General features: G+C 58.6%; 20 protein-coding genes. 15 read left to right on the top strand and 5 right to left on the bottom strand.

Translation table 11 applies throughout. The features are described 5' to 3' along the window. Positions 1 to 232: 232 nt before the first annotated feature. From J3T93_RS09310 to J3T93_RS09375, 14 genes are all read left to right on the top strand, one after another. Positions 233 to 931 carry a hypothetical protein gene (locus J3T93_RS09310; protein ID WP_267431444.1) on the top strand — a complete coding sequence of 233 codons (699 nt, stop codon included), beginning with the start codon at positions 233 to 235 and terminating at the stop codon, positions 929 to 931. A 370-nt stretch (positions 932 to 1,301) separates the two neighbouring features. Then, complete coding sequence (locus J3T93_RS09315) at positions 1,302 to 1,898, top strand: extracellular solute-binding protein (protein ID WP_267431476.1); 597 nt, start codon at positions 1,302 to 1,304, stop codon at positions 1,896 to 1,898. A gap of 81 nt (positions 1,899 to 1,979) precedes the next feature. Continuing rightward, the gene (locus J3T93_RS09320; protein ID WP_267431445.1) at positions 1,980 to 2,510 is read left to right on the top strand and encodes an extracellular solute-binding protein; all 531 of its coding nucleotides are present in this window, start codon (positions 1,980 to 1,982) and stop codon (positions 2,508 to 2,510) included. 44 nt (positions 2,511 to 2,554) lie between these two features. After that, entirely contained in the window at positions 2,555 to 3,445 is an 891-nt protein-coding gene (locus J3T93_RS09325) for a carbohydrate ABC transporter permease (protein ID WP_267431446.1), read from the top strand. Beyond that, positions 3,432 to 4,295 (top strand): carbohydrate ABC transporter permease, encoded by an 864-nt coding sequence (locus tag J3T93_RS09330; RefSeq protein ID WP_267431447.1) that lies wholly within the window; start codon positions 3,432 to 3,434, stop codon positions 4,293 to 4,295. Before J3T93_RS09325 ends, J3T93_RS09330 begins: the two co-directional genes overlap by 14 nt. A 100-nt stretch (positions 4,296 to 4,395) precedes the next feature. Then, positions 4,396 to 5,154, top strand: a complete 759-nt coding sequence (locus J3T93_RS09335) for a hypothetical protein (RefSeq protein WP_267431448.1) — start codon at positions 4,396 to 4,398, stop codon at positions 5,152 to 5,154. 18 nt (positions 5,155 to 5,172) lie between these two features. Continuing rightward, a complete protein-coding gene (locus tag J3T93_RS09340; protein WP_267431449.1) occupies positions 5,173 to 5,358 on the top strand; it encodes a hypothetical protein in 186 nt (61 codons plus the stop codon). A 370-nt stretch (positions 5,359 to 5,728) separates the two neighbouring features. Beyond that, the gene (locus J3T93_RS09345; protein WP_267431450.1) at positions 5,729 to 8,878 is read left to right on the top strand and encodes an alpha-mannosidase; all 3,150 of its coding nucleotides are present in this window, start codon (positions 5,729 to 5,731) and stop codon (positions 8,876 to 8,878) included. 102 nt (positions 8,879 to 8,980) lie between these two features. Next, the gene (locus tag J3T93_RS09350) at positions 8,981 to 10,282 is read left to right on the top strand and encodes an ABC transporter substrate-binding protein (RefSeq protein ID WP_024627197.1); all 1,302 of its coding nucleotides are present in this window, start codon (positions 8,981 to 8,983) and stop codon (positions 10,280 to 10,282) included. Positions 10,283 to 10,284: 2 nt separating this feature from the next. Next, positions 10,285 to 11,256, top strand: a complete 972-nt coding sequence (locus J3T93_RS09355; RefSeq protein ID WP_024627196.1) for a carbohydrate ABC transporter permease — start codon at positions 10,285 to 10,287, stop codon at positions 11,254 to 11,256. Next, on the top strand, positions 11,253 to 12,092 hold the full coding sequence (locus J3T93_RS09360) for a carbohydrate ABC transporter permease (protein ID WP_024627195.1): 840 nt from the start codon (positions 11,253 to 11,255) through the stop codon (positions 12,090 to 12,092). The genes J3T93_RS09355 and J3T93_RS09360 overlap by 4 nt, the downstream gene beginning before the upstream one ends. Before the next feature lie 7 nt (positions 12,093 to 12,099). Next, a complete protein-coding gene (locus tag J3T93_RS09365; protein ID WP_267431451.1) occupies positions 12,100 to 13,392 on the top strand; it encodes a glycoside hydrolase 5 family protein in 1,293 nt (430 codons plus the stop codon). Positions 13,393 to 13,706: 314 nt separating this feature from the next. Next, positions 13,707 to 14,783 (top strand): LacI family DNA-binding transcriptional regulator, encoded by a 1,077-nt coding sequence (locus J3T93_RS09370; protein ID WP_267431477.1) that lies wholly within the window; start codon positions 13,707 to 13,709, stop codon positions 14,781 to 14,783. 55 nt (positions 14,784 to 14,838) lie between these two features. Then, the gene (locus J3T93_RS09375; RefSeq protein WP_416378853.1) at positions 14,839 to 18,135 is read left to right on the top strand and encodes a glycoside hydrolase family 2 TIM barrel-domain containing protein; all 3,297 of its coding nucleotides are present in this window, start codon (positions 14,839 to 14,841) and stop codon (positions 18,133 to 18,135) included. A gap of 19 nt (positions 18,136 to 18,154) precedes the next feature. Here the strand turns inward: J3T93_RS09375 and J3T93_RS09380 are convergent, their stop codons facing one another. Continuing rightward, complete coding sequence (locus tag J3T93_RS09380) at positions 18,155 to 19,696, bottom strand: xylulokinase (protein WP_267431452.1); 1,542 nt, start codon at positions 19,694 to 19,696, stop codon at positions 18,155 to 18,157. 200 nt (positions 19,697 to 19,896) lie between these two features. Between J3T93_RS09380 and J3T93_RS09385 the strand changes: the two genes are divergently transcribed. Beyond that, the gene (locus tag J3T93_RS09385; protein WP_267431453.1) at positions 19,897 to 21,132 is read left to right on the top strand and encodes an ROK family protein; all 1,236 of its coding nucleotides are present in this window, start codon (positions 19,897 to 19,899) and stop codon (positions 21,130 to 21,132) included. A 505-nt stretch (positions 21,133 to 21,637) separates the two neighbouring features. On the opposite strand, the gene J3T93_RS09390 is transcribed toward J3T93_RS09385, so the two are convergent. From J3T93_RS09390 to J3T93_RS09405, 4 genes are all read right to left on the bottom strand, one after another. After that, on the bottom strand, positions 21,638 to 23,089 hold the full coding sequence (locus J3T93_RS09390; RefSeq protein ID WP_267431454.1) for an FtsX-like permease family protein: 1,452 nt from the start codon (positions 23,087 to 23,089) through the stop codon (positions 21,638 to 21,640). Further along, on the bottom strand, positions 23,076 to 23,882 hold the full coding sequence (locus J3T93_RS09395; RefSeq protein ID WP_267431455.1) for an ABC transporter ATP-binding protein: 807 nt from the start codon (positions 23,880 to 23,882) through the stop codon (positions 23,076 to 23,078). Before J3T93_RS09395 ends, J3T93_RS09390 begins: the two co-directional genes overlap by 14 nt. Positions 23,883 to 23,958: 76 nt before the next feature. Next, on the bottom strand, positions 23,959 to 24,513 hold the full coding sequence (locus J3T93_RS09400) for an NUDIX hydrolase (protein ID WP_267431456.1): 555 nt from the start codon (positions 24,511 to 24,513) through the stop codon (positions 23,959 to 23,961). A 3-nt stretch (positions 24,514 to 24,516) separates the two neighbouring features. Continuing rightward, complete coding sequence (locus J3T93_RS09405; RefSeq protein ID WP_416378854.1) at positions 24,517 to 26,118, bottom strand: aminopeptidase P family protein; 1,602 nt, start codon at positions 26,116 to 26,118, stop codon at positions 24,517 to 24,519. Between the last annotated feature and the right edge of the window lie 9 nt (positions 26,119 to 26,127).

Genomic DNA, 26,127 nt, shown 5'->3' on the forward strand with positions numbered 1-26,127 from the left:
GTTAGAAGACACTCGGATATGTCTGCGAAAAAAAAGCGGGGATTTTCTGATCTGAGTAATGTCTGAGGCTTGAGGAATAGCCATTCCTGGAGAATTAGTACTCTGATTTTCTAAGCGACTTTTCTGTATTTTTGAGGATCTTTATGGCTCTTGTGTGGTAAGCGGCTATACTAAAACTAAATCGCTTTAGTAGATCATCGAAGAACTACTGCGAACAACATGGAGGTTGTTGATGTCGAATGAGGCAAAGGGCAGGCCGGACAACAATCACGAAAGTGACGAACCAGGACCTATTTTGGCCGGTTATTACCGCGCGTGGCATGATAACTGTGGAGAACCAAAAGGGGACTCAATTTCGCTTGGCGATGTGCCCGCAGACCTGGATCTTGTGTCCATCATCACCAATGGAGAAGTCGATGATGATTTCTGGGTTGCTCTGCCGGTCTACATTGAAAAACTCCACGCGCAGGGCACAAAGGTAGTCCGAACCTTGTTTTTGGACTGCCTCTATCGGGATGCCTACGAGGATTGCGGCAAAGTTCACACTTTCACCCGGCTTTGCGAAGAAAGCAGCGGACCAGAAAGCCGTGCCGACGAGATAATCGCCAACTACCTAAAGCCCTTTGACTACAACGGCCTAGTGATTGATGTTGATCATGAACCTGAGTCCGATCAAATGGCTGTCGTAGCTGCGGTGTTTCACGCTTTGGCGAGAAAGTGGGGACCGAGTTCAGCATCCTCACGCCTCATGATTTTCGATCAGGATATTCTTCTGCCTCAGACCAGTCTGATTGCTCAGGTCTATCATGATTGCTCCTATTTATTTTGCCGACACCTATGGCATGGATGTTCGTCGTATTCAGGGACTTTTCGAGCAGGTCCGCGACTTTGTCCCTGCTTCAAAATTTGTCACTGGTTTTTCATTCTATGAAGAAGGAGGCCCTCGATGGGGTGATGTCACGTATCCGATTGAAGGAAGCAGGGTCAAAGACCTCCTATCATGGCATCCGGCTGGTTTGAACCGCACAGGAGGACTTTTCGCCTATGCAATAGATCGCGATGGGGTTGCCCAAGGTGACGATCGGTTGAGGCGAACCGATTATAAAATCATGCACTATGTAAAAGAACAATTAGAGAACAAAGAGTCTCTCATGAATAAACTGGGGAAAATATCAGTCATGTTGCTGGCTGCGGTTACCAGCGTCGGGATTTTATCGTCGTGTGGCTCTTCCGAATCGGATAAGAAAACAGTCAAGTTTGCCTACCAGGCCACCGGAGACACCAGTGCTATAAGCAAGTGGATGAAAGACGTTAAAGCTCAGTTTGAGTCTGAGAACAAAGGCGCCACTTTGAAGCTGGAGCCTATCAAATCGAACGGGGATGACTATGGCAGCAAGCTGGCCTTGATGAGCAAATCCGAAAAAACCGCTCCAGACCTCATGATCCTTGACACGGAAATGATCCGTCCCTATGTAGCAGCTGGTTACCTCAAGCCCATTGATGACCAACTGAAAGGGTGGAAGGATTGGTCGCAGTATTTTGATAGTTCGAAGAACGCTGGCAAAGCCGATGATGGAATAATTTATGCAGTGCCCTTGGGCACTGACACCAGGGGCATCTGGTATAACAAAGACATTCTCGAGAAGGCCGGCCTGAGTGACAACTGGCAGCCTAAATCCTGGGATGATGTGATTGATGCAGCGACGAAGATCAAGAAAACGCAGCCTGACGTAGTACCGATGAACCTCTATGCCGGCCGTCCTCTGGGAGAGGTCTCCGTCATGCAAGGCTTCGATATGCTTCTTTACGGCACCAAGGGTGGCACACTGTACAACACCAAGGCTCAAAAGTGGGTCACTGGTTCCAAGCAATTCAAAGACTCCCTCCAGTTCATCTAGGATATTTACAGCAAGGGTCTGGCACCCACGCCCCAGCAGGCTCTGGATCCTCAGCTTGGTGACGAGGTCGGGGAACAGTGGATGCCTCAGTCGAAACTTGGCATGTCAATCGAGGGCAACTGGCTGGCTTCATCGTGGATGCCAGGCGGCGACAGCGAATGGACTGACCGGCAGAAGCATATTGGCTGGTGTGGTTTCCCAACTCAGAACGGGCAGAAGCCTGGCCTGATTTCAATGTCTGGCGGTTGGGGCCTGGCGCTGTCCAGCCATACGCAGAATCCTGATCTTGCTTTTAAAGCGCTCAAAGTTTTCCAAAACGAGAAACACGCTGCAGCGTACGACACAATCTCTGGATCAATCGCAGTGCGCAAGGATGTAGAGCAAGATAAGAAATACTTGGGATCCAATCCCACTATCAAGTTCTTCACGGATTTGGCCAAGTACAGTCAGTACAGGCCTGCAAATTCCCAGTACAAAGAGGTTTCCGACCAGGTCGCCATAGCCACGGAAAGTGTATTGACCGGCCAGAAGTCAGTCAAGGATGCAGCAGCTGAATACGATTCTGCAATAGTCAAAACTGTAGGTGCCGATCATGCAGAAGCCGCGAAGTAACCGAATTCCATTCGCTGGTTTTCTTTCGTGACTGAAAGAAGAAAATGAATAGCAGTAAAAGAAAGAAAATGATAAACGCTGAGCACTACACCCCAATTCTGCCAGCAGCGGCGATGATGGTGCTTTTCCTGCTTGGCCCAATCATATGGTCCTTGTATGCCTCGCTGACCGACTATTCTATGGTTGGTTCAACAACTGTCAACCCACACTTTGTCGGTCTGAAGAACTATGTGGCGCTCTTCACGGATCCTGTTTTTCCCAAGTCCCTCTGGCTGACCATTCTTTTGATCCTGGCCTCGGCGCTAATTGGACAGAACATACTGGGCATGGTATTGGCTCTGCTCAGTCAAAAAGCGCCCAGAAGACTGACAAAGGTCGTGGACTCAATAGTGGTTCTGGCCTGGGTCATTCCGGACATTGTCGGGTGCTACTGCGCCTACGCGCTCTTTGCTGGCGGAGGCACCCTTGACGCTCTGGGCAAGGCGGTGGGTGCCGATTGGTCGGCTCTCCTCTACTACCATCCAATGACCATCGTCATCATTGTGAACGTCTGGCGAGGCACTGCCTTTTCAATGCTCATCTATCAAGCCGCTCTGAACGACATCTCCAAGGATGTAATCGAAGCTGCCGAGATAGACGGCGCGAACGCCTGGCAGTCTTTTTTCAGAATCAAGCTGCCTATTATGAGGCACTCGATTCTTACCAATTTGATGTTGATCACCCTGCAGACACTCTCCGTCTTCAGCATCATCATTGTCTTGACTGGCGGGGGGCCTGGCACGAATTCGAGCACCCTTCCCGTTCTTGCCTACTTGGAGGCTTTCAACTTCTCGAAGTTGGGATATGGAACAGCCATCTCGGTGATATTGGTCGTCGTGGGCGCCCTCTTCTCGGTGCTCTATATCAAGCTGCTAAGGACAAATGATGAAGACTGAAGCTGCTCTTGATCCACGGATGAACGCGCCGCACAGGTACGACTGGATGAAGCTGGTCGCTGCGATACTGACAGCCTTGATAGGTTTTCTTTTCGCTGCGCCCATGCTCTGGCTGCTGGTCGCCTCCTTCAACGCGCATGCAACCCTGTCTTCGTTCAACTTGGGTTTTTCCCTCCAGAACTTTGCGAAGGTATTCAACATGCAGACCTTCGGGTTGCCTATCGTCAACTCGCTGATCATCAGCATTGGCACATCGGTCCTAGTGGTGACTTTTTCGGTCCTGGCAGCCTATCCTCTCTCCAGATTCCGTTCAAAGACCACCAACCGGACCGTTAACGCCATCCTCTTCGCCAGTTGTTTGCCAATTACAGCCATGATGGTCCCTGTTTACGGGATATTCGTCCAGCTTCACTTGATCGATTCACTGACCGGGACTGTCCTTTTCATGACTGCCTGCGGATTGCCGCAGGGCATCTTCATGATGAAGAATTTCATGGATTCAGTGCCGGTTACCTTGGAGGAAGCCGCTTGGGTGGATGGAGCCACGAGGATGCAGGCCCTGTTCCATGTGGTCGTGCCTCTGATGGTTCCATCGCTTCTGGTCATCTTTATATCGGAATTCGCTGGGAACTGGGGGAACTTCTTCGTTCCCTTCATGCTTCTGATGTCTCCGGATAAAGAACCGGCAGCCGTCAGCATTTACACCTTCTTCGGGCAGCATGGCACAGTTGTCTACGGCCAGCTGGCAGCTTTCTCGCTGCTGTATTCAATACCCATTCTGATTATTTACGAAGTTACGAATAGATACATTGGCAACCAAACCCTGCTTGCCGGTGCAGTCAAGGAATAGAAGAAGCGTCGATGCTGCGGAGAGGAGGGAATCGACATTTTATTTGCTTCAGTTAAAGAAAAACAAGTTTGAAAAGAGATCAACCATGAGAATCCGGAGAATGATAACGGCATCAATGGCCATTCTGGCCTTGGCAGGAACGTCCGCAATAGGAGCCACTGCTGCCTGGGCCGAATCTGATGCTCAAGGGAAGACCCATGAGATGACTGTTGCCTATTTCAGGGCCTGGAGAGATACGCATTCGGATCCGACTGTCAACTTCAACTCGATGTCGGATCTGCCCAAGCAGGTGGACATAGCTATCGCCTTTCCCAACCCGGAGACGACTCAGGCCTTCTGGGACACTCTTCCTGGGCAGATTGAGTCACTGCACAAGCAGGGCACAAAAGTGATCAGGAGTCTGGATATCAGCCTCTTCTATAAGGATGATTTCAACGACCCTCATGACCATCAGTCTCTTTCGCCCATGGAAAGCAATGCAGAGGGGTACGCCAAACGCGCCAGCGAGCTCAAGAGGTCCTATCTTTACTTCCCTGGACTTGACGGCTTTGTTGTCAACGCAGAGGCGAGCATGACCCCCACCGACGTTCAACGGGCCAAGGGGGTTCTCAGGGCCATGTCGAGCTACTACGGGCCCAAGTCACCTGAGCCGAGTTCCATCTTTGCTTACAACACCAACAAGCCTGGGACCAACAGCCTCTATAGGGGAGTGTGCGACGTGATCTCTTACGTATTCGCCGATGCCTACGGGCGTTCGGTCGGAGCCCTCCAGCGGGACTGGGAGACCTACAAGGGCACGATCAAGAGCAGACAGTACATTCCTGGTTTCTCCTTCTATGAAGAGCGAGGCGGATGGTGATATGACACCGAAGAGCCGATGTCAACCAGCAGAGCCATGCAGTACGCTCTTTGGGAGCCTGATGACGGGGCCGATGGCAGACAAAAAGGCGGTGTTTTTGAGTATGCCGTCGATAGAGATGGAGTGCGTCGTGGCGACGACAAGCTTCAACCTACGACCTTCGAATGGACCAAGGCCCTTTCAGCGGCTATGAACAAGCAGTGACGGTCATCTGAAGATCGAGGGTCCTTCTGCCTTCCGGCACCTGGACCCTCTTTTATAGCTGCCAATTCGCGAACAGTGAACAAGAGCCCATTTTCAGAATCTGCGAAATAAGGCTGAAAGTGTCCTCGGAGGTTGCAAGTCTTCATGGGCCAAGGGGTTTGCTCAAAGCGTGTGCTGGTGGCAAAACGTTGTGATAGCGCCTTTCGTCAGGAATTCATCCTAATGGAATGTGGGCTTGTGCCGAATTTTCGAACTTGTGAACAGAAACACGCTATTTTTTGGGGCGAGATCTTTGGGTATTGGATAGGGTACAATTGAACTAAACCGCTTTAGTAGAGTTGCGAAGTGGGCCTAAGAGGAGGTTGTGAGGATGCAGCTGAAGATAGAACGCGTGCTTGACAAGTGCGACCGTGTCGTGCGTCAACGCGTGCTACCGAAGATTGAGCGGCCTGTGGGCCAGGTCCAAGTCCGCTCTTTCGTCATTTCCGGGGAGCCAATACCGTCATCGGAGTTCTTCGGAAAATTACAGAGCAAGAGCGTGGACTTCCAGCCTCTCTCCCTGGGAGATACTTGGGGCACGACCTGGGGGACCACCTGGATGGAGGTGACTGGCCGAGTTGATGCCGACTGGGCCGCCAAGGGCCCGATCGAGCTGGTGGTCGATCTGGGCTGGCATCCTGATGCGCCTGGTGGTCATTTTGAGGCCCAGGCCTATCGTTCGGATGGTTCGATCATCAAGGCTGTGAATCCCAGGAACCGGTGGATTCCGTTGGACGGGACTGATTTGGACGGGGATCCGACCCGTGACGAGGCTTCGGTCATCAAGCCTGACGGAACCTTCACCGTCTATCTGGAGGCTGCCTGCAATCCTCTCCTGCTTGGCACCCCCGCATTCGTGGAGACGCAGCTGGGGGAGGGGGCGACCGGCCGTGCCGATGAGCCTAATGTCCTCAAGCAGATGGATGTCTGCCATTTTGACCATGAGGCGTGGAACTACTGCATGGATCTTGAGGTCGCTGCCCAGCTGATCCGCGAATGCGACCAGAGCCAGCCGCGTTACTGGCGTCTGGGCAAGGCCCTGCAGCGTTCGCTCAATATTTACGATGAGCGTGACCTGGCCACGCTCGCGCCGGCCCGGCAGGCCCTGGCCGGCGTGCTGGCGGTGCCGGCGGCCCCCAGCGCCCTGGATCATGCGGCAGTGGGCCATTCCCATATCGACTCCGCCTGGCTTTGGCCCAAGCGGGAGACCAGACGCAAGGTGGCGCGGACTGTTTCGAACATGCTCGCCCTGATGGAGCGCGATCCTCAATTCATCTATGCCATGAGCTCGCCCCAGCAGTATGCATGGCTGGAGGAGGATCATCCCGATCTCTTCGCCCGCGTCAAGCATCGCATCCAAGAAGGCAGGTTCATCCCCGTCGGAGGGATGTGGGTGGAGTCTGACGGCATGCTGCCCTCAGGGGAGTCGCTGACCCGTCAGTTCACCTATGGCAAGCGGTACTACCGGGAGCATCTAGGGGTGGATACAACCGTGGTCTGGGAGCCGGACAGCTTCGGCTACACGGGTCAGTTCCCGCAGATTGCCCGCCGTGCAGGAATGACATCCTTCCTTTCGCAGAAGATCTCCTGGAATGATACGACCAAATTCCCGCATCATACCTTTGATTGGCAGGGCATTGACGGCACGGCTATTTTCACGCATTTCCCTCCCATGGATACCTATGCCTCAAGCATGACGGCCCGCGAGCTCAACCACTCCGAAGAAAACTACCAGGACAAGGACATCTCGACCAGGGCCCTGGTGCTGTTCGGCTATGGCGATGGCGGTGGCGGCACCACCAGGGAGATGCTGGGACGCTATGAGCGCCTGCATGACGTGGAGGGATCGGCCAAGGTGCGGTATCAGGCTCCTGCAGACTTCTTCCGTCAGTCCGAGGAAGAGATCCGCGCGGAGGCTGGTTCCGAAATGCCCGTCTGGAAGGGCGAGCTCTATCTGGAGCTGCACCGCAAGACCCTGACCTCCCAGCAGGATATGAAGCGGGGCTGCCGGCAGGAGGAGGCCATGCTGCGCACGGTCGAATACCTCTGCGCCTACGCCGGCTTGGTCGATGACTCGTACACCTACCCCCGTCAGGAGCTGGACCAAATCTGGCGCACGTTGCTGCTCAACCAGTTCCATGACATTCTTCCAGGGTCCGCCATCTCCTGGGTCCATAGGCTGGCCAGGGAGGACTACCACAGGGACATCGCCCGTCTGGAGCAGATCGGCGATGAGGCTGCCCGCGTCATAGCCTCCGTCCGGCCGCAGGCACCCATGGTGTCTGATGCCAGGCTGGTACCCATGGACGGCAGGAGCCAGACGGCTTGGGAACCCGTCGGACCAGTACAGGCCCAGGAAGGCCCCGAGGGTATCAAGCCTGTTCAAGTCAGCCAAGAAGGCGACGGATTCGTCATGGATAACGGACTTATCCGGGCCGTCGTCGGCTCGGATGGCGAGGTTCATTCCATTCTTGACAGGACTTCTGGTAGGGATCTGGTCCCGCAAGGCTCCTCGGTCGGCGGATACGAGCTCTTCAAGGACGAGCCCTACATGTGGGATGCCTGGGATCTGGAGCGTGATGCTCTGCTGACCGCTTCTCCGGTCGATGACCCAGTCACCATTGAGGTCTTGGATACCGGTGTTCGGGTATCGCGCCGGCATGGCGAAACCACAATCGTCACCACGATCGGGCTGACTCCCGGCGGCAGGCAGTTGGACTTCACTGCTGATGTGGACTGGCATCAGGATGAGCAGCTGCTCAAGGTGGACATCCCCGTCGCCGTTCAGGCCAGGTATGCGCAATTCGAGTGCCAGTACGGCTTCATCGATAGGCCCATCCAGAAGAACAACGCCGCTGAAGAGGCCCAGTTCGAGAGCTGCACACATCGATTCGTCAGAATCAGCGACGACGACCTTGCTGTTGGCGTGGTCAACGCTTCGACATACGGCGGCGACACCACACCGATCCACTACGACGAGAAGGCTGGCAAAGAGGCAGGAACCTTGGTCAGACTGACCCTCCTTTCCGCCCCGGTCTTTCCCGATCCGCATACCGACAGGGGCAAGCACAGCTTTGCCTGGTCCATCGTCCCCGGGGACACCCAGGCTGACATTCTGCAAGCAGCCTATGCCCTCAACGCTCCGGTCTTCCACCATGGACTGCCTGCCGTTGAGCCGCTGGCTGGTGTCGAGGATATTCAGGGCACCACCGTCATCGACTGGATCAAGACGGCTGATGACGACAGCGGTGATGTGATTGTCAGGGTCTATAACCCGGATTCTTCGCCCTCCAAGGCCAGGCTGCACACAGGGTCCGTCCTTCAGGGGGCGACCGTGAAGGAGACCAACTCTCTGGAGGACGGTCCTGTGCCCGAGGGTGTGCGACCAGGCCTGTGCTCCGAGCAGGGGGCGCAAGCCGATGGGGCCCTGTTGGATCTGGTTCCCTTCCAATTCACCACCTTGAGACTCTCCAGGCGCTGAATCGCCTGACCATGGGTGTCTGTCCGGCCGGTTCGTTCGTCAATTTGGATCGGCCGGAAGCTCCACAAAGAAGTGAGTAGTAAAAACAGAAAGGAAGCTCCGATGAGAGCACTGAAGAAGGTAGCAGTACTGATCTGCGCGACTGCCATGGCTGGTTCGCTGGCGGCGTGCGGTGGAAGCAACAGCAGTTCAGGCGGGTCGAAGGACGGCAAGCCGTCGGGCGAGATCTCCTTCCAGACCTGGAATCTGAAGAACGACAAGTACACGCCGTACTTCAAAAACCTGATTTCGGCCTACGAGAAGTCGCATCCCGGCACCACCATCAAGTGGATCGACCAGCCCTCGGACAACTATGAACAGAAGCTGTCCGCCGACGCAGCAGCCAATTCCCTGCCCGACATCATCGATGCCGGTCCCTCCCTGATGTACGGTCTGGCCAAGGCCGGGGCCCTGATGAACATCAGCAAGGAAGCTCCGAAGGCCCAAAACAACTATTACAAGAACGCCTGGGATGCGGTGACCTTCAAGGGCAAGGACATCGAGGAAGGTGCCTACGGCTTCCCCTGGTACGTCAACGATGGACCCACCTATTACAACACCGAGCTCATGCAGAAGTGCGGGCTGGATCCCAATAAGCTGCCGGTGACCTGGGATGACTACTTCTCCCAGGCGGACACCATGGTCAAGAGCGGCTGCGGGGCCTATATGTCCACCATGCTGGGTGGTGCTGTCGATGACTATGCGTCGGCTGGCATCCCCATTATGAACAAGGACCACACCAAGTACATCTTCAATTCCCCCAAGGCCGTCAAGCACCTGCAGCGCTTCGTCGACCTGTTCAACAAGAAGGGAATTCCGCCGGAGGCCCTGAGCGCACAGTGGTCTCAGCAGGGCGAGTTCTTCCAGAAGGGCTCCATCGTGGCCATGGGCGGCAGCGCCTACTCGGCGGCGGACTTCAAGCAGAACTCTCCTGACCTCTACAAGCATCTGGCTGTGGGCACCAAGATCAGCGATGAGGGCAAGTCCGCCAGCCTGGCCTATGAGATGCTGGCCGTCAACGCCCAGACCAAGAACAAGACGCTCGCCCTGGACTTCGTCCAATATGTGACCAATGCCAAGAACCAGCTGGCATTCGCCAAGAAGTCCAACACCTTCCCCTCCAGCAAGGGCGGTCTTGATGATCCCTACTACGCCAACATCGACACCAGTGATGTTCAAGGCAAGGCGCTGAAGGTCACTCTGAACTCCGTAAAGACCGGGTACTCAAGCCGTCCTGCCGAGTTCACCGATGCCAATGGCAAGGACTACCTGCAACAGCAGGCTGCTCTGGCTCTGCAAGGCAAGCAGACCGCTAAGGAGTCCTTGGACAAGGCCGTCAAGTACGCCAACGAGAAGCTGCAGTAACTATGAGCCGCGTTGACTCTTCCGCCGTCCGGCCGAAGGCTTCTGCCCTCGGCCGGCCCGGCGGGTCTCAAGCCGGGGGACAAGGCGGCAAGGGGACCCATTGGACCACAACCCTGGCCCCCTACCTGTTCGTCTTCCCGGCCTTTGCCATCGTCTTTATATTCGTCATCGTTGCTGCGCTGAATACCTGCCGGCTGGCCTTTACCGATTCCACGCTGCTGCGACCGGGCAAGTTCATCGGCATCCAGAACTTCGTAGCGATCGTGCATGACGACTATTTCTGGACCGCGCTGCTCAACTCCACCCTGTACGTGGTCTGCGTGGTCCCCTTTATGGTGATTCTTCCATTGATTTTGGCCAACCTGGTCAAGGGGAACTCCAGGATCATGGGGTTCTTCAGAACCTCCTTCTATACTCCCGTGGTCATGTCGGCCGTGGTGGTGGGAATGATCTGGACCAACCTGCTGGATCCCAAGGGGCTGGTCAACTCGGTTCTGGAGTCCCTACACATCATCCACAGCCCGATCCCATTCCTCAGTGATCGCTGGCTGATACTGTTCACATCCATGTTCGTCACCATCTGGCTGGGACTGGGATACTACATGGTCATCTATCTGACCGCCTTGGCCAACATTGACGCCTCCCTGTACGAGGCAGCCTCGCTGGATGGGGCCGGCCCGGTAAGGCAATTCCTCTATGTCACCATTCCAGGAGTGAGATCCACCATCGTGCTGATCATGATGCTGTCCACCATCGCGGCCTTCCGCGTGTTCAACGAGATCTACGTGCTCACCAATGGCACGGCTGGTCCCGGCGGTGAAGACATCACCATGTCCATGCTCATCCAGAAGGAGGGCACCGGTATCCAGGCCAGGACTGGCTATGCCAGCGCGCTGTCGCTGATTGTCCTGGTTGTGGTCGGAGCCATGCTGATTCTGCAACAGATCATCCAGAAGCGGGGGGAGGACTCATGAAAAGCGGTCACTCCAAAGTCACAGTCGGCAAGGTCGTCCAGTACCTTGTGCTCATACTGGTCTTCATCCTGCTGGTGGGGCCCTTCGTCTGGGAGCTGTCGCTCTCCTTCAAGGGCAAGGGCGACAACGTCTATGCGGTTCCGCCCTATATCATTCCGAAGACACCCACCTGGGATAATTACCTATCCGTCTTCAGGCAGGTTCCGGTCTTCCGGTACATGCTGAATACGGTGATCGTTGCCATCCTTTCGATCGGTGGCAACGTGATCTTCTCGACCATGGCCGGATATGCGCTGGGCCGGCTCAAGTGGCGCGGGCGCAATCTGCTCTTCACGATTTTCATGGGCACCATGGTCATCCCCGTCGAGGGTGTGGTCATCTCCCAGTTCCTGATCGTCAGAAGTGTCGGCCTGCAGAACACCCTGTTGGCTGTTGCCCTGCCAGGCATGGTGGGCGCCGTGAACATTCTGCTCATGACCAATGCCTTCAAGAGCATCCCGGACGAGCTTGAGGAGGCGGCCGAGGTGGACGGTGCCAATCTTTGGCAGCGGTTCTACAGGATTTGCGTGCCTCAGGTCAAAGGCACCATGACCGTCGTCGGCATCTTCGCCTTTGTGGGCGCCTGGAATGATTTCCTCTGGCCCCTGATCGTCATCTCCGACGAGTCAAACTACACGCTCACACTGGGCATGAACCGACTCAAGGGCATGTTCATTTCGGATCCCAGATTGATAGCAGCGGGGGCCCTGGTCTCCCTGATACCGATTCTGGTCTTCTTCGCCTGCTTCCAACGCTACTTCTTCCGTGGTCTGGAACAGGGTGGCATCAAGGAATAGCATCATCATGAAATTTGGAGTCAATTACACCCCCTCCCACAACTGGTTCTATTTCTGGCTGCATCCGGATTGGGATGCTGTCGCCAAAGACCTTGACGACATTGCTTCCATTGGGCTGGATCATATCCGCATCTTCCCGTTGTGGACGCTGCTCCAGCCCAACAGGACCTGGATCAACGGCGCCGCCCTGGACGACCTGAGGCATATGGCCGCCCTGGCGGATGAGCGAGGGTTGGATGTCTATTCGGATGTGATTCAAGGGCACATGTCCAGTTTTGATTTCGTGCCCTCATGGCTGGTCTCATGGCACGAAACCAATATGTTTACGGATCCGGACGCTATTCAGGCGCAGGCCCGACTGGTCGCTTCGGTTTATGAAGCGTTGGCGGATCTGCCCCATTTCCGTGGTCTGACCATTGGCAACGAATGCAACCAGTTCACAGATCGTGTCCATCCGCGTCGAATGCCCGCCACCTCCAAGGAGGCTGAAAACTGGCTGCTGGAGCTGCTGACCCCCTTGAAGGAGAGGGCGGCCCAGGAAGGCCGTGTGCTCCTGCATTCCGAAAACGATGCGACCTGGTATCAGGACGGCCACGCCTTTCTGCCAAGATATGTGTCCAACATCGGAGACATGACCTGCATTCATTCCTGGGTTTTCAACGGCGCCGCCCAGGAGTCCGGCCCCCTGGCCGAGGAAAGCACGCGGCACGCCGAGTACCTGGTGGAACTGTCGAAGGCCTTTGCCGGTCAGCCACATCGGCGGGTTTGGCTGCAGGAGGTCGGTGCCCCGCTCAATGTGATGGACGCAGGACAGGCCGCTGACTTTTGCAGGTCTTCGGTGGAACATGCCCTCGATTGCAGCGACATGTTCGGCATCACCTGGTGGTGTTCGCATGACGTTGACCAGCAATTCGGTGATTTCCCACCCTTTGAGCATCAGTTGGGTCTGTTTGACCAAGAGAGGCACCTGAAGCCCATAGGACAGGCTTTCGCCCAGGCGGTGAAGGACTACTCCGGCAAGGAGGGTTCTCAGCCCAGGTCCACGGCTCTTGTCGTGGGTGTGGATGAGCATGGTGATCCCTTGCTCAGATCTGCCTGTGCGCCCGGCGGGTCCATCTTCAACAAGTGGATGGAACTCAGCCATCAAGGTGCAAGGCCGACACTGGTCACCTCCCTGCACGCGGCGGATAGCAGCTGGCTGCAGGACAGGGGTATCAGCGAGTGCATCGCCGTCAAGCCTGTCGGCGGAAGCTCCTATAGCGCCGTATCTGACCCCTCCCTCCTGCCAGAGAAGTCCTGACCGCTGCACTCTGGCCCACCATATTCGGATTTAGTTTCCTTCGGAGACTATATGTGAACGATAACAGGGTCCTTGATCTCAAACATGGTCGTCTGCAACCGTATGCGTTGTAAGCCACTGTTTTGTGCGGATGAGGGTCTAAGTTAAGGTTAAAGGCCGATGTTCATATACGCCTAAAGCGTGTGGCAGGCAGTTTTGTTTGATGAGTCGGTCGAGCCGGATTACGGGCGTCGACGAGGATGGTTGGTATGAGGTGGCGCATGGGCGACGAGTCCGCTGGCGGAGAAACAGAAGCCAGAACGGATCACAAGGAGATGGACGATGCCAGGGTCAGCCTCAAGGACATAGCCAACGAACTGGGGATATCCCAGACCGCAGTCTCCTTCGCTATCAATGACAAGCCCGGAGTCTCCATCCAGACCAAGCGCAGGGTTCGCGAAGCGGCGGCCAGAATGGGTTGGAAACCTGCATATGCCGCTCAGGCCTTGGGCAGTTCCAAGACTATGACAGTGGGTTTCGCCCCGGCCAGGTCCATGGATGCCTTCCAGACCGAAGGATTCATGCTGCATTTCATGGCCGGTATCCATGCCTCTCTGAGCAGGTCGGGCTACGGCCTGCTCTTCCGCCCTTGCGCCACCCTGGATGAGGAGCTGGACACCTATCGTGACTGGGCCAGACGCAAGCGGGTCGATGGGGTGGTGCTGGTGGATCTTCTCTCCGATGATCCCAGGCCTCGGCTCCTGCACAATCTGGGTCTGCCCGCAGTCTTGGCCGGAGGACCTGATTCAGATAACTACCTGCCCTCGCTGTCCATCGACGATTCCCGAACCATGACGACGATCATGGATCATCTGAGTTCGCGCGGGCATGCCCGGATCGCCTACTTGTCGGGGGATAAGAACCTTGACTACAGCCGTGCCCGTGTCTCTTCCTTCAAAGAGTTCGTCCGCAGTAAGAACCTGGGGGAGCCGAAAGTGGAGTTCACGGACTTCACGCCTGACAAGGCCGCCGCCTTTACGCTTCGTCTGTCATCGGGGAAGAATCCATATACGGCTTTTATCTACGAGAACGAGATCATGGCTGCGGCAAGCCTGCGAGCGATGCTGGAAAGCAGGACGACATCCATGGCAGGGCAAGGGTCCGATGAGAAGACCGCTGCTCCTGCGTCGGCCTACATGGGTCTGCCAGCCATGGTCAGCTTCGAGGACAGCTTCATCTGCCAGAGTACCTATCCCTCCATCACGTCGGTCCATCGTGATGCCGGACTCTACGGCACCAAGGTGGCCAACCTGCTTCTGAGGATCTTCCGAGGGGAGCATGTGGGGGGTAACCGCCGCATCCTTACCCCCAAGCTGGTCATCCGTGAGAGCACGGCGCGTCCGGTGCAATGAGGACTGTGACAACCTCCGGGAATTCTGTGCCATGGCCCCGCTATCATGGTCGCATGTGAGCGTAAACAATTACGCCTGTGAAACGTCTGCTGCCATGGCCACCGAGGAGGATGGAATAGTCATGTTCATACCACGTTATTACGAGGATCCAGCCACGCTGCATGTGGGGACCGAGCCCAACCGTGCATACTGCGTGCCAGCCGGCGCCCCCATGGACACGCGTGGTGACCTGCGCAGGCGTTCCGATCGCTACCTGGACCTGGATGGGGACTGGGATTTTCGCTATTATGCCAGCATCGACCAGCTGGACGCCGAGGTCCAATCCGCGGTCGAGGCCGAGGATCCGGTCTTCTTTGAAGCCGACTACAGCCCTTCCAAGGATGCGGGCCGAGGGGTGTACAAGCCCATCCATGTGCCGGGAGTCTGGCAGACCCATGGCTATGACAATCCCCAATATACCAACGTGCGCTATCCTTTCCCCTTTGATCCGCCCAGGGTGCCTGCCGACAATCCCTGCGGCATCTACCTGCGCGCCTTCGACTACGATCCCGATCCCTCAGCGCCTCGGGCCCTGCTCAATTTCGAGGGGGTGGATTCCTGCTTCTATCTCTGGGTCAATGGGGATCTGATCGGCTATAGCCAGGTCTCGCACGCCACCAGCGAATTCGACGTGACCGACCATCTGCAGCGGGGCCGTAACCAGCTGGCCGTTCTGGTGCTCAAGTGGTGTGATGGGAGCTATCTGGAGGACCAGGACAAGTTCCGCATGAGTGGCATCTTCCGCGATGTCTACATCCTGCGTCGGCCCAAGGCACGTCTGCGTGACTGGTTCGTCCACACTGACCTCGATAAGGACATGAGCCATGCCAGTGTGACCTTGGATCTGGATCCGACCAGGGTATCGGGCCAGGATGATGCCGCTTTGGACATCCAGGCTCTGCTGACCGACCCTGACGGTGTGGAGGTGGCACGGGCCGAGCTGACGGGTTGCAAGGAGCCTGCGCAATTTGCTATGGAGGTTGGCCATCCTCGTCTCTGGAATGCCGAGGATCCTGAACTTTACCGGCTGACCTTGTCGACCAGGGCCACCTCTACCGGCTCCAGCGACTCGGATGAGGTCATCACCGAGTACATCGGCCTGCGTACCGTCAGCGTGGACGGCCAGGTGGTCAAGGTCAACGGCAGGCCTATCAAGATCCACGGGGTCAATCGCCATGACGGGGATCCGCGTACCGGCTTTGCCATCGATCAGAAGCAGATCATGCGTGACCTGACCCTGATGAAGGAGCACAACGTCAACGCCATCCGCACCTCCCATTACCCCAACAGCCCTCAGTATTACGCCCTCTACGACCAGCTGGGCTTCTACCTGATTGCCGAGGCCGACCTGGAGGCCCATGGCATCGAGGCACTCTACCACGGTCCGGACTGGAAGGAACCCGATTACTGGAATGGTCGCATCGCCGACGAGCCGATCTTTACCAAGGCCATTGTGGACCGGGTCCAGCGCAGCCTTGAACGGGACAAGAACCATCCCTCCATCCTGATCTGGTCCATGGGCAACGAGAGCGGATACGGCTGTGGCATCGAGGCGGCTCTGGCCTGGACCAAGTCTCGGGACCCCTCCCGTCTGACCCACTACGAGTCGGCCATCCACGGTTCGCCCCGGAAGGATCTTGACTACAGCAATCTGGACATCACCTCGCGAATGTATCCCTCCATCAAACAAATCGAAAACTACTTCACGCCTGAGGGTCCTCACGGCATCAGCAGCCACGGGGATGACGGAGACGGGGGACGAAAGCCTTACTTCCTCTGCGAATACTGCCATGCCATGGGACTGGGGCCCGGGGATCTGGAGGACTACTTCCGTGTTATTCAGGCCCATCCGGGGCTCCTGGGCGGCTGCATCTGGGAGTGGGCCGACCACGCCATCGACCAGGGCAGGGACCGCAAGGGCCGTCGAATCTATGCCTACGGGGGAGACCACGGCGAGTACCCTCATGATGCCAACTTCTGCATGGACGGCCTGGTCTACCCCGACCGGCGGCCCCACACCGGCCTCAGGGAGTTCAAGAACGTCTTCCGTCCGGCCCGTCTGGTCGGCTACGATCCCCAGACCCGGCTGCTCACCCTGCATAACTACCTGGACTTCACTTACCTGGATGAATGCCTGAGCCTGAAGTGGACCCTTCTGTGTGATGGGGAGCCTGTGGCCTCCGGGAAGCCTGAACTGGATCGTGGGACCGGCCTGCACATCGCCCCCCATGTTGAGGGCACCGTGGGCCTGCCCGCCATGGATCCGCCCGAGCACGGCCGCCTGACCCTGCTTGTGGAGTACGTCCTGGCCAAGGCCGATCCAGTGCTTTCACAAGGGTATCCGCTGGGCTTCGATCAGCTTGAAGCCGCAGACATGGGGATGCCTGAACGTCCCAACGGCGTGGCCAGGGTCATCAGTGCCGACCCCGGCAGTGGGTCCCGGGGCGCCCACCGTCCGGTGGTCAGGCAGACGGATGCCCGCTTCGACGTGGAGGGGGCTGATTGGCGCTACGTCTTCAACCGCCGAACCGGCATGGTGGAATCCATGAGCATCGACAACCGTTCCCTGCTGGACGCCCCTATGGAGGTCAACCTCTGGCGGGCGCCCACCGACAACGATGCCATCATCAAGAATGAATGGCGCAAGGCCGAATATGATCGGGCTGGTACCAGGGCCCTCTCCAGCCAGTTGCAGACCGATCAGGACAGGGGATTGACCACAATCGAGGCTGAACTGTCCTTGGTGGCACCCTTTATTCAACCCATGGGCAGCATCCTCGCCACCTGGACCCTCAGTGACCAGGGTGGGCTGGACCTGAAGATGGAGCTGCATCGGGATCCCGAGTTTCCCTATCTGCCCAGGTTTGGTCTGCGGCTCTTCCTGCCCAAGAGCCTGCAGCGGGTCACCTACTGCGGCTATGGGCCCTACGAGAGCTACTGGGACATGCACCGTGCCAGCCACTATGGCGTTTTCCATGGCACCGCATCAGGCATGGTCGAGCACTACCTGCGTCCTCAGGAGAACGGCTCCCATTATGGCTGCGATTACGTCCTGGTGGAGGATGACCGCTCCCTGCTGCAGGCGGCGGGGGATGGGCCCATCAGCTTCAACTGCTCCCCTTACACGCAGGAGGAGTTGACCGCCAAGAGGCACGACCATGAGCTGGAGGAATGCGGCTCAACCGTGCTCTGCCTGGACTATGCCACAAGCGGCATAGGCTCCAACAGCTGCGGACCTGAGCTGGATCCCGCCTATCGCCTGGATGAAACCGATCTGGTCTTCGGACTGCATCTGCGGGTGCGTTCCAAGTGACTCAGGCTGGCGGGGCCTTTCATCCCCGCCAGCGCAGGTACTGCTGGTAGACCTGCTCGCAGGGGGCTCCCGTCAGCGTGGTCTCGATGTCCACGGGCCAGGCGGGAGGCTCCTCTTCTCCGGTCAGAGCCCAGGCTGCCTGGCGGGCCGCACCGATGGCCACGTACTCGTCCGGCCGGGGCAACTGCACATCCATGCCCAGAATTCCTGGGGCATAGGCTCTGACTGCTGGGGACTTGGCGCCGCCGCCGACCAGAAGGATCCTGGAGACCGTGGTGCCCAGTCGTTTCAGCAGTTCCAGACAGTCACGCTGGGAGCAGAGCAGGCCCTCCACGAATGCTCTGGCCAGGTTGGTGCGGGTTGTGTTGGCCAGGGTCAGCCCCTCCATCCTGGCGTGGGCATCTGGGCGGTTGGGGGTGCGCTCGCCGTCGAAGTAGGGAATCAGGGTGATGCCCTCGGCCCCTGGCGAGGACTTCTCCGCCAGTTTGGCCAGACCGTCATAATCCGTCCCCAAGGCGGCCAGGCCCGCGTCCAGGATGCGTGAAGCATTGATGGTGCAGGCCAGGGGCAGCCAGTGGCCGGCAGCATCCGCAAATCCGGTTACCGAGGCGCTCATGTCGTAGGCGGGAACTGGGCTGACCGCTGCAGCAACCCCCGAGGTTCCCAGGGAGATGGAAACATCGCCCACCTGCATGGCCAGGCCCAGGGCCGTCATGGCGTTGTCGGCTCCGCCCGGTGCGATGATGCAGCCACCGGGTACATCTCTGCCAGCGACGCGGGGGTCGGCCTTGGCTCCGACCTGGTGGGGGCCAAGAACCTTAGGCAGGATCACACGCTTAGCCATGCCGTCGGGCAGGGCCATGGCCAGCAGGTCACGACGGTAGCGGTCCGTGGCGGGGTCGTAGTAGCCGGTTCCTGAGGCATCGGAGCGATCGGTGAAGAGATTTTCCAGCCCGGGTTCGGTCCCCGGGTCAGCTGTGGGGCCATGGCCGGCGATGACCCAGCTCAGCCAGTCATGGGGGAGGCATATGGCTGCGATGGTTCTGGCATTATCCGGCTCCACCCGGCTGACCCAGGCTACCTTGGTGATGGTCAGCGAGGCTACCGGGGAGGATCCTACAGCCCGTACCCAGGCTTGTCTGCCGCGCGTGGCCAGGTCCTGGTCCGAGTTCGGGTCCTTGTTTGGCCCATCGTTTTCAGTCTGGGAGATTTCAGCCTCGCCGGTCTTGGACTTGGCTAGTCGGATGATGAGATCTTCGGCATCAGGAGCCGAACGTGTATCGTTCCATAGCAGGGCATCCCTGATCACCTGCCCCCGGCGGTCCAGCAATACCATGCCGTGCTGCTGGCCGCCTACGCTGATGGCGGAGACATCGTTCAGACCTCCCGCCTTGGCCGAAGCCTCCTGAAAGGCCTCCCACCAGGCCATGGGATCGACGCTGGTGCCTGCCGGGTGCGGAGCCTTGCCGAAGCGGACCAGCCGACCGGTCCGGGCCTCGGTGACCCTCACCTTGCAGGACTGGGTCGATGTGTCCACTCCCGCCACCAGGATCTCATTCATGTCAGCCTCCTTGCTTGTCACGCTCTGGTCATTGGAGTACTCCATAATGATATCCCAATTATTAAGTCGATGAACTAAATGGGTGTGGTGACTCTGGATGACCCTTCAATTGCTGACCTGCCGTCAAGCTGGAACGTAAAATGTAGAAGATAGCATAAGATTCTTCGGGTCTGTGTCTGTTCATGAAAGGTTGTTGAATCGTGACTGCCCTGCGCTCCATCAATCAGGATGATCTGAGGAACCACAACCTCTCGGTCATCATCGACACCATCCTGCGGTCGTCCACCTCGCTCAGCAGGGCGGATCTGGCCAAGTCCACGGGGCTGACCAAGGCCACTATGTCGCTCCTGGCTGGGCTTCTGCTCAGGAACCGGGTGGTGCGCGAGGAGGAGCCTGACTCTGCGCAGAGCAGCCATGGTCGGCCCAGCACTCCGTTGTCCATCGCCCATGGACGCTGGGCGGGTCTGGGCCTGCAGATCAACACGGATGGCTATGGCTGTCTGGCCATGGATCTGGACGGGACCCTGATCGATTCAGCTTGGGTCAAGGACGATATGCATGAGGCGGAGCCCGATCAGGTTTTTGCCAAACTGGAGAAGCTGACCAAGCCCATCGAGCGCAAGTTGTCTCGTCGGCGCTACCGCACTGTGGGTTCGGGCCTCGCATTGCCCGGCCTGGTCGGCGGCGGTGACACCCTGCTCATGGCCCGGAATCTTGGATGGGAGCGTCTGGATCTGAAGGAGTTTCCTTTGGTTCGTCGCCTGGCTCCAAAGGCGGGCAACGAGGCGCGTCTGGCTGCACTGGCGCAGATTCCCGGCTACGCAGCCCAGCGTCCTGCAGACGGGCACGACAGTCCGCTATCGCCCACAGACTCTTTCGTCTACATCTCCACTGACATCGGCATCGGTGGGGCTGTAGTCCGTCGCGGGACCGTGGAGACCGGTGACCACGGATTCGCCGGCGAATTGGGACATGCCTCGGTGGATCTGAACGGCCCTACCTGCCGTTGCGGCCGCCGCGGATGTCTGGAGACCTACGCCGGGCGCAGGGCTCTGGTGGAGGCGGCTGGCATCGCCGCAGGAACCGAAGCAGTCACGCCCAAGGCCATGGAGGAACTGTACCGACGCTGGCAGCGCGGAGATGCCAAGGCTGTGGATGCCATCGACCGGGGACTCGATGCCATGATCTCGGTCATCGCCACAGCCATCAACATCGTCGACGTGGACACGGTCATTCTGGGAGGGTTCTGGTCGCACTTCGGGGGGAACCTGGCGCAGCGTTTGCAGGACCGCCTCAATCAGCTGACCCTGGGCCGAGCAGCCGTGGACATCCGCGTGCTCATCCCGTCCCAGCCCGACTATCCGGCACTCAGGGGGGCAGCGCTGGTAGGATTGCGTTGCTTCATCGATGATCCTTTGGCTTTCTTCGAAGACTGATCCGCCTACAGCATCAAGGTGACTTTTACAACGATTCACACGATGGTCCGCGAATGTTATGAACCGGCCAGGTGGTTGGCTCAGCAGTGGTCCAATTGCCAGTTTGTGGTGCTTCCGAGTCAGCGGGCAGCTGTTTGCCGCCGACCCTGAAGTATGCGTGGGCATTGTCGGTATACAGGCGTTACGGACAGGTCCAGGCGCGCGGCATCCGTACCAAGCTCGTCTGGGTCGGCGGTCCTAGGGAAGTCCGAGACATCGAATACCGCACCAAGCTGGCCCGTCATGCCTTCGTCAAGGGCCCACGGTTGCTGGACAGGCGCGGGCCTGCAGATCAAGACCGAGGGGTGCGGTTGCCGGGCCATGAATCTGGGCGGTGCCCTGATCGACGCTGTCTAAGTGTATGATGAACGTGGACGAGAGGCCCAGCTCGCCCGGGTTCATTGACAATCCTCCCTGCTTCATTGAAGACTGAACCATGGTCTCCTGGGGTCACTGCGGAAACCGGTCATTCGCCGATGGCCCGGGCGATGATTCGGGTCGACTGCTCGAAATGGGTACCGGCGGTTTGGAGGCCGGTGGCCAGGCAGCCCACCAATGCTGTGCAGAGGACGATGGCCGCCCACCAGGACCATTGGATGCCCATCCGTGCATGCCCCAGGTATACGAAGAGGTTGAAGGCTGTACCTCCTGTGCAGATCAGGGTGACGATGAAGGAGAGCAGGGTTGCGGTCACCATGGTGATGGCCCCATCAAGGCTGCCCAGGATTCGTAACTGCCCCACCTCGGCCCCGGAGACATAGGTCAGGGCCAGGTCCAGGCTCCGTCCCCTGGATGTGATCAGCAGTCCGGATATGACCCCGGCCAAGGTGATGACCAGAGCGGGTCCGAGCATAGCCGCCAGGGAGACCAGCATCTGTCCGTTCGAGCTGCTGTCGTCACTGGTGCCTGGGGGTGCGAACAAGGCCATGGAGTTCCTTAGGGTGAGGAGTATGCCGGAAAAGGACATGAGCAGGGAGAGACCTGCTGCCATGGGGATGATGGTGGCGCCCTGCCGTTGGATCCTGCCGACGGCCTGCTGACGGGCCAGCCTCCAGGTGGGCGAGCGGAGAGGGACCAGGTTGGTCCACCCTCGGGTCACGAGGGGCAGGATGTAGGGTGACCAGGCGGCCAGGGTGAAGATCAGCAGGAACAAGGCTCCCATGGACGTTCCTAAGAACAGGTTCATTCTGCCCTGGATTGCCTTGCTGCCCATGAAGTTCGCCAGCTCGGTCCGGCTGGCCTGTCCGGAGGTCAGTCCAGGAATGGCCAGCAGGCAAAGAACTCCGGCGAGGAAGACACCCCCCAGGAAGGTTCGGAAGGTGCCTGCCTTCCTAGGGGGACTCTGAGACTGTCTGAGGGCTTCCATGGGTCGGATCCTGCCCAGGGAATGGACGGTCATGACGGTGCCGATGAGGGTGGCGGCCCCGCTGATGATGAGTCCGGTGCGCAGGGAGAAGGGGAGATTCACATTCCTGTAGGGAAGGGCCATGCCAAAGGAATTGGTTATCAGGGCACAGATGATCGGGGCGACCAGGGGTGTCAGGAAGCAGGAGACGACGGCGGCCATGACGAAGAGGATCAGGATGGTCAGGATGTTCATGGCCAGAAGCTGCCAAGGCATGGCACCCTGAAGGACCAGGAGGGCCAGTTGATGCCTGCGCTGGTCCAGTGCGCTACTGATGACCCAGAGCAGGACGAGGACTGCGGCCACGACGGTGAATACCATGGGAACGCTCGTGGCGCTGGAAGCCATATCGTCGGCATTGCGACCGTGGTAGTCCATGTCGATGACCGCGTGGACAGCGAATATGGAACAGAGCATGGTCTGTGCCGCAATCATGGACAGGCAGACGCCCACCCATACCAAGGGGGCGGCTTTGAGTTCCGATAGGCTTCTTCTCAATTCAGGCCACTGCATTCCCGGGATTGGGCTCCAGTCGCCCGTCCCTTACCTCGACTATGCGGTCGCAGTGGTCAGCCACCTCCGCACTGTGCGTCACCAGGATCACGGTCTTCCCGGACCGTCTGGCCAGGTCGGAAAGAATAGTGATGACCTTGGTGCCGGATTGCTGGTCCAAGGCCCCGGTCGGCTCATCGGCGAAGACGATGTCGGCGTCCGAAAGAAGGACCCGTGCCAAGGCCACCCGCTGCTGCTCTCCGCCTGAGAGGAGGGTGACGCTTCTCTTCTTTTGCTCCGCTAGGCCGAAATAGCGCAGGAGGTCATCGGCCTTCTTCCTCGGCAGGAGGGATCCCCGCAGGGTGAAGGGCAGCGCAAGATTCTCCTCCACGGTCATGCTGGTAATCAGGTTGTAGGACTGAAAGACGAAACCCAGATGCTTGCGTCTGAACCGGGTCAGGGAGGCAACCCGTATGTGGGTGATCTCCTTTCCCAGAAGTGATACGCTCCCCTCAGTCACCTCCTCCAGACCCGCCAGGCAGTAGAGGAGGGAGGATTTCCCGCTTCCTGAGGGCCCGACTATCCCCGTGACCTGGCCAGGCCAGGCCTGGAAATCAATATGGTCGAGGATGGTCAGAGTGTCGCCTTTCCTGGGGGAGACCACCAGGGAAATCCCGTTGGCGACCACGGAAGGTCCGCCAGAATGGTCCGCCGGCTTATCGACTCCGGACTCTTGTGCATGCATGAGGGAGGGTTCGTCTGGTTCATGGTCTGGGATGCCCATCTTTTTTTCAAATTGGATCGAATGGCTCATGCTTCCATGCAAGCATGAAACCTGATTGGATGGTATCGGTGAACCCCCTGATTCTCCCCTGAAAAATCCCTGAGGGTCAGTGACTAAGCCTTGGGGGCCGTTTATACGATGGTTTTTCCTGACCGCTAAAAACGAAGAGGGCATGGGCATCGCCGCAGCGCAGACGCTCCTGATAGGAGCGGACCCTGGCCAAGCGTTCTATGGTGCTTTGAGCCAGTGGCGAGGGGAGGTGATCCGGACTGAACCAGCCCACCGCGAGACTCTCCTCGTCGCCCACGAAGGGGTCGGCATTGCCGCTTTGGTCAGGTCTGCAGATGAAGAGATGGTCCATGTACATGGTCTGGTCGCCGTTGGCGTAGGTGATGATTTCCTGGGATGAGGTGACCGCCGCCAGGTCTGTGACGACCACGTCCACCCCGGTCTCCTCCCTGACTTCGCGAGCTGCGGTGTCGGCCGGATCCTCGCCGGGCTCGTTGATCCCGTAGACCAGGGCCCACTGGCCGGTGTCAGAGCGTTGGCCCAGCAGGATACGGCCCCGGTCATCGCTTACGAAGGCCGTCACGCCATTCAGCCAGAGCAGGTCATGGCCGACGGACCGGCGCAGCCTGAGCACGAAATCCGGGGTAGTCATGCATCAGTCTCGGTCCGGGTCGACGTCGGCAGCCCGTTGGGCCATCCAGGACTCCACGTCCTCCACGGTCTTGGGGATGCCTGCTGACAGCCACTCTGGCCCCTGATCGGTCATCAGCACGTCGTCCTCCACACGCACCCCGATGCCCCGGAACTCCGGGGGCACCAGCAGGTCGTTCTCCTTGAAGTAGAGTCCGGGTTCGATGGTGAAGATCATCCCGGGGGTGATGGGGGCGCCCTGATATGATTCGTATCGGGCTTCGGCGCAGTCATGCACGTCCAGACCCAGGTGGTGGGCACAGCCGCAGGCGTGCCAGCGGCGGTGCTGCTGGCCCTGGGGGGAGAGGGATTCCTCCACGCTGACCTTGAGGATGCCCCACTCGTGCAGGGTCTGGGCCAGGACCCGCATGACAGCATGGTGGATGTCCGAATAGGTGGCTCCGGGCCTGGCGGCTTCAAAGCCGGCCTGCTGGGCCTTGAGCACGGTCTGGTATATACGTTTCTGCAGGGGGCTGAAGGTGCCGCCTACGGGGAAGGTGCGGGTGATGTCGGCTGTGTAGAGGCTGTTGACCTCCACGCCGGCGTCGATCAGGAGCAGGTCGCCCTTCTGGACTGTTCCGTCGTTGCGCATCCAGTGCAGGATGGGGGCATGCTTGCCCGAGGCGATGATGGACCCGTAGCCCACGTCGTTGCCCTTCTCTCGGGCGTTGGCGTTGAAGACGCCCTCCAGCATCCGTTCGGAGCGGGGGCGGCCCACCACCTGTGGCAGGCGGGTCAGAATCCGGTCGAACCCCTCCTTGGTGGCGGCGATGGCCTTGCGCATCTCGCCCACCTCATAGTCGTCCTTGATCATCCGGGCCTCGGAGGTGAACTCTTCAAGCTTGTCATCGGCTTCCTCATTGCGGTCCGGACCGCCGATGCCGTTGGCTTTGCGGGCGGCCTCCACCTGGTTCAAGACCTCTTGGTCAGCGGTGCGGATCACACGCAGCTTGACCGCACCCTGGTCCGGCCCCAGATCCTTGGCGATGGCGTCGGAGAAGGAAGCGATGTCCTTGGTGGGGATGCCAGTCATGATGGCCAGCTCCCGCAGCCCGGCCCGGGGACCCACCCAATACTCCCCGTACTGGGCGGACCGGTAGTAGTCGCGGGTGGACTGATCGGCCCGGGGATGGACGAAGAGCTCAGGGGTATGGGTCACGCCCTTGGCGGCCTCCGGACTGTCGGGGTCCACTGGGTCCAGGACCAGGATGGCGCCGGGTTCGTAGTCTTCGCCCAGGCCCGTGTAGTAGGCGAAGGTGGTGTCTGGACGGAAGGCGTAGTCGTTGTCGTTGTTTCGGGTCTTGTATGATCCGGCGGGGATGACCAGACGTTCGCCGGGGAAGCGCCGACCCAGCTCGCGAAGGCGGCGCTTGGTGTATTTGCTGGACTCCAGCGGCTCGATCTGCGGCTCCTGGGCCTGCCAGCCGGTGGTCATGAACTTTTGGAAAGAGGGGGAATTGGGGCGCAGGGTGCGGTTGTTCACCCGGTCGTCCATGTTCTGCTCATCCACATCCACGTTCTTTGGATCGGTGTCTCCTTGCAGATGCTCCTGTGCGGATGCAGTCACGTCCAGCCT

Origin of the sequence: Bifidobacterium sp. B4111 (assembly GCF_026537235.1) — a bacterium.
Lineage (GTDB): Bacteria > Actinomycetota > Actinomycetes > Actinomycetales > Bifidobacteriaceae > Bombiscardovia.

What these genes read in the sequence shown, in the direction of transcription:
- J3T93_RS09370 (WP_267431477.1), top strand. Translation starts at nt 13,707, where the DNA reads ATGGACGATGCCAGGGTCAGCCTCAAGGACATAGCCAACGAACTGGGG.
- J3T93_RS09390 (WP_267431454.1), bottom strand. Translation starts at nt 23,089, where the DNA reads ATGCAGTGGCCTGAATTGAGAAGAAGCCTATCGGAACTCAAAGCCGCC.
- J3T93_RS09315 (WP_267431476.1), top strand. Translation starts at nt 1,302, where the DNA reads ATGAAAGACGTTAAAGCTCAGTTTGAGTCTGAGAACAAAGGCGCCACT.
- J3T93_RS09360 (WP_024627195.1), top strand. Translation starts at nt 11,253, where the DNA reads ATGAAAAGCGGTCACTCCAAAGTCACAGTCGGCAAGGTCGTCCAGTAC.
- J3T93_RS09395 (WP_267431455.1), bottom strand. Translation starts at nt 23,882, where the DNA reads ATGAGCCATTCGATCCAATTTGAAAAAAAGATGGGCATCCCAGACCAT.
- J3T93_RS09345 (WP_267431450.1), top strand. Translation starts at nt 5,729, where the DNA reads ATGCAGCTGAAGATAGAACGCGTGCTTGACAAGTGCGACCGTGTCGTG.
- J3T93_RS09335 (WP_267431448.1), top strand. Translation starts at nt 4,396, where the DNA reads ATGATAACGGCATCAATGGCCATTCTGGCCTTGGCAGGAACGTCCGCA.
- J3T93_RS09320 (WP_267431445.1), top strand. Translation starts at nt 1,980, where the DNA reads ATGCCTCAGTCGAAACTTGGCATGTCAATCGAGGGCAACTGGCTGGCT.
- J3T93_RS09380 (WP_267431452.1), bottom strand. Translation starts at nt 19,696, where the DNA reads ATGAATGAGATCCTGGTGGCGGGAGTGGACACATCGACCCAGTCCTGC.
- J3T93_RS09350 (WP_024627197.1), top strand. Translation starts at nt 8,981, where the DNA reads ATGAGAGCACTGAAGAAGGTAGCAGTACTGATCTGCGCGACTGCCATG.
- J3T93_RS09325 (WP_267431446.1), top strand. Translation starts at nt 2,555, where the DNA reads ATGAATAGCAGTAAAAGAAAGAAAATGATAAACGCTGAGCACTACACC.
- J3T93_RS09310 (WP_267431444.1), top strand. Translation starts at nt 233, where the DNA reads ATGTCGAATGAGGCAAAGGGCAGGCCGGACAACAATCACGAAAGTGAC.
- J3T93_RS09400 (WP_267431456.1), bottom strand. Translation starts at nt 24,513, where the DNA reads ATGACTACCCCGGATTTCGTGCTCAGGCTGCGCCGGTCCGTCGGCCAT.
- J3T93_RS09355 (WP_024627196.1), top strand. Translation starts at nt 10,285, where the DNA reads ATGAGCCGCGTTGACTCTTCCGCCGTCCGGCCGAAGGCTTCTGCCCTC.
- J3T93_RS09365 (WP_267431451.1), top strand. Translation starts at nt 12,100, where the DNA reads ATGAAATTTGGAGTCAATTACACCCCCTCCCACAACTGGTTCTATTTC.
- J3T93_RS09340 (WP_267431449.1), top strand. Translation starts at nt 5,173, where the DNA reads ATGTCAACCAGCAGAGCCATGCAGTACGCTCTTTGGGAGCCTGATGAC.
- J3T93_RS09330 (WP_267431447.1), top strand. Translation starts at nt 3,432, where the DNA reads ATGATGAAGACTGAAGCTGCTCTTGATCCACGGATGAACGCGCCGCAC.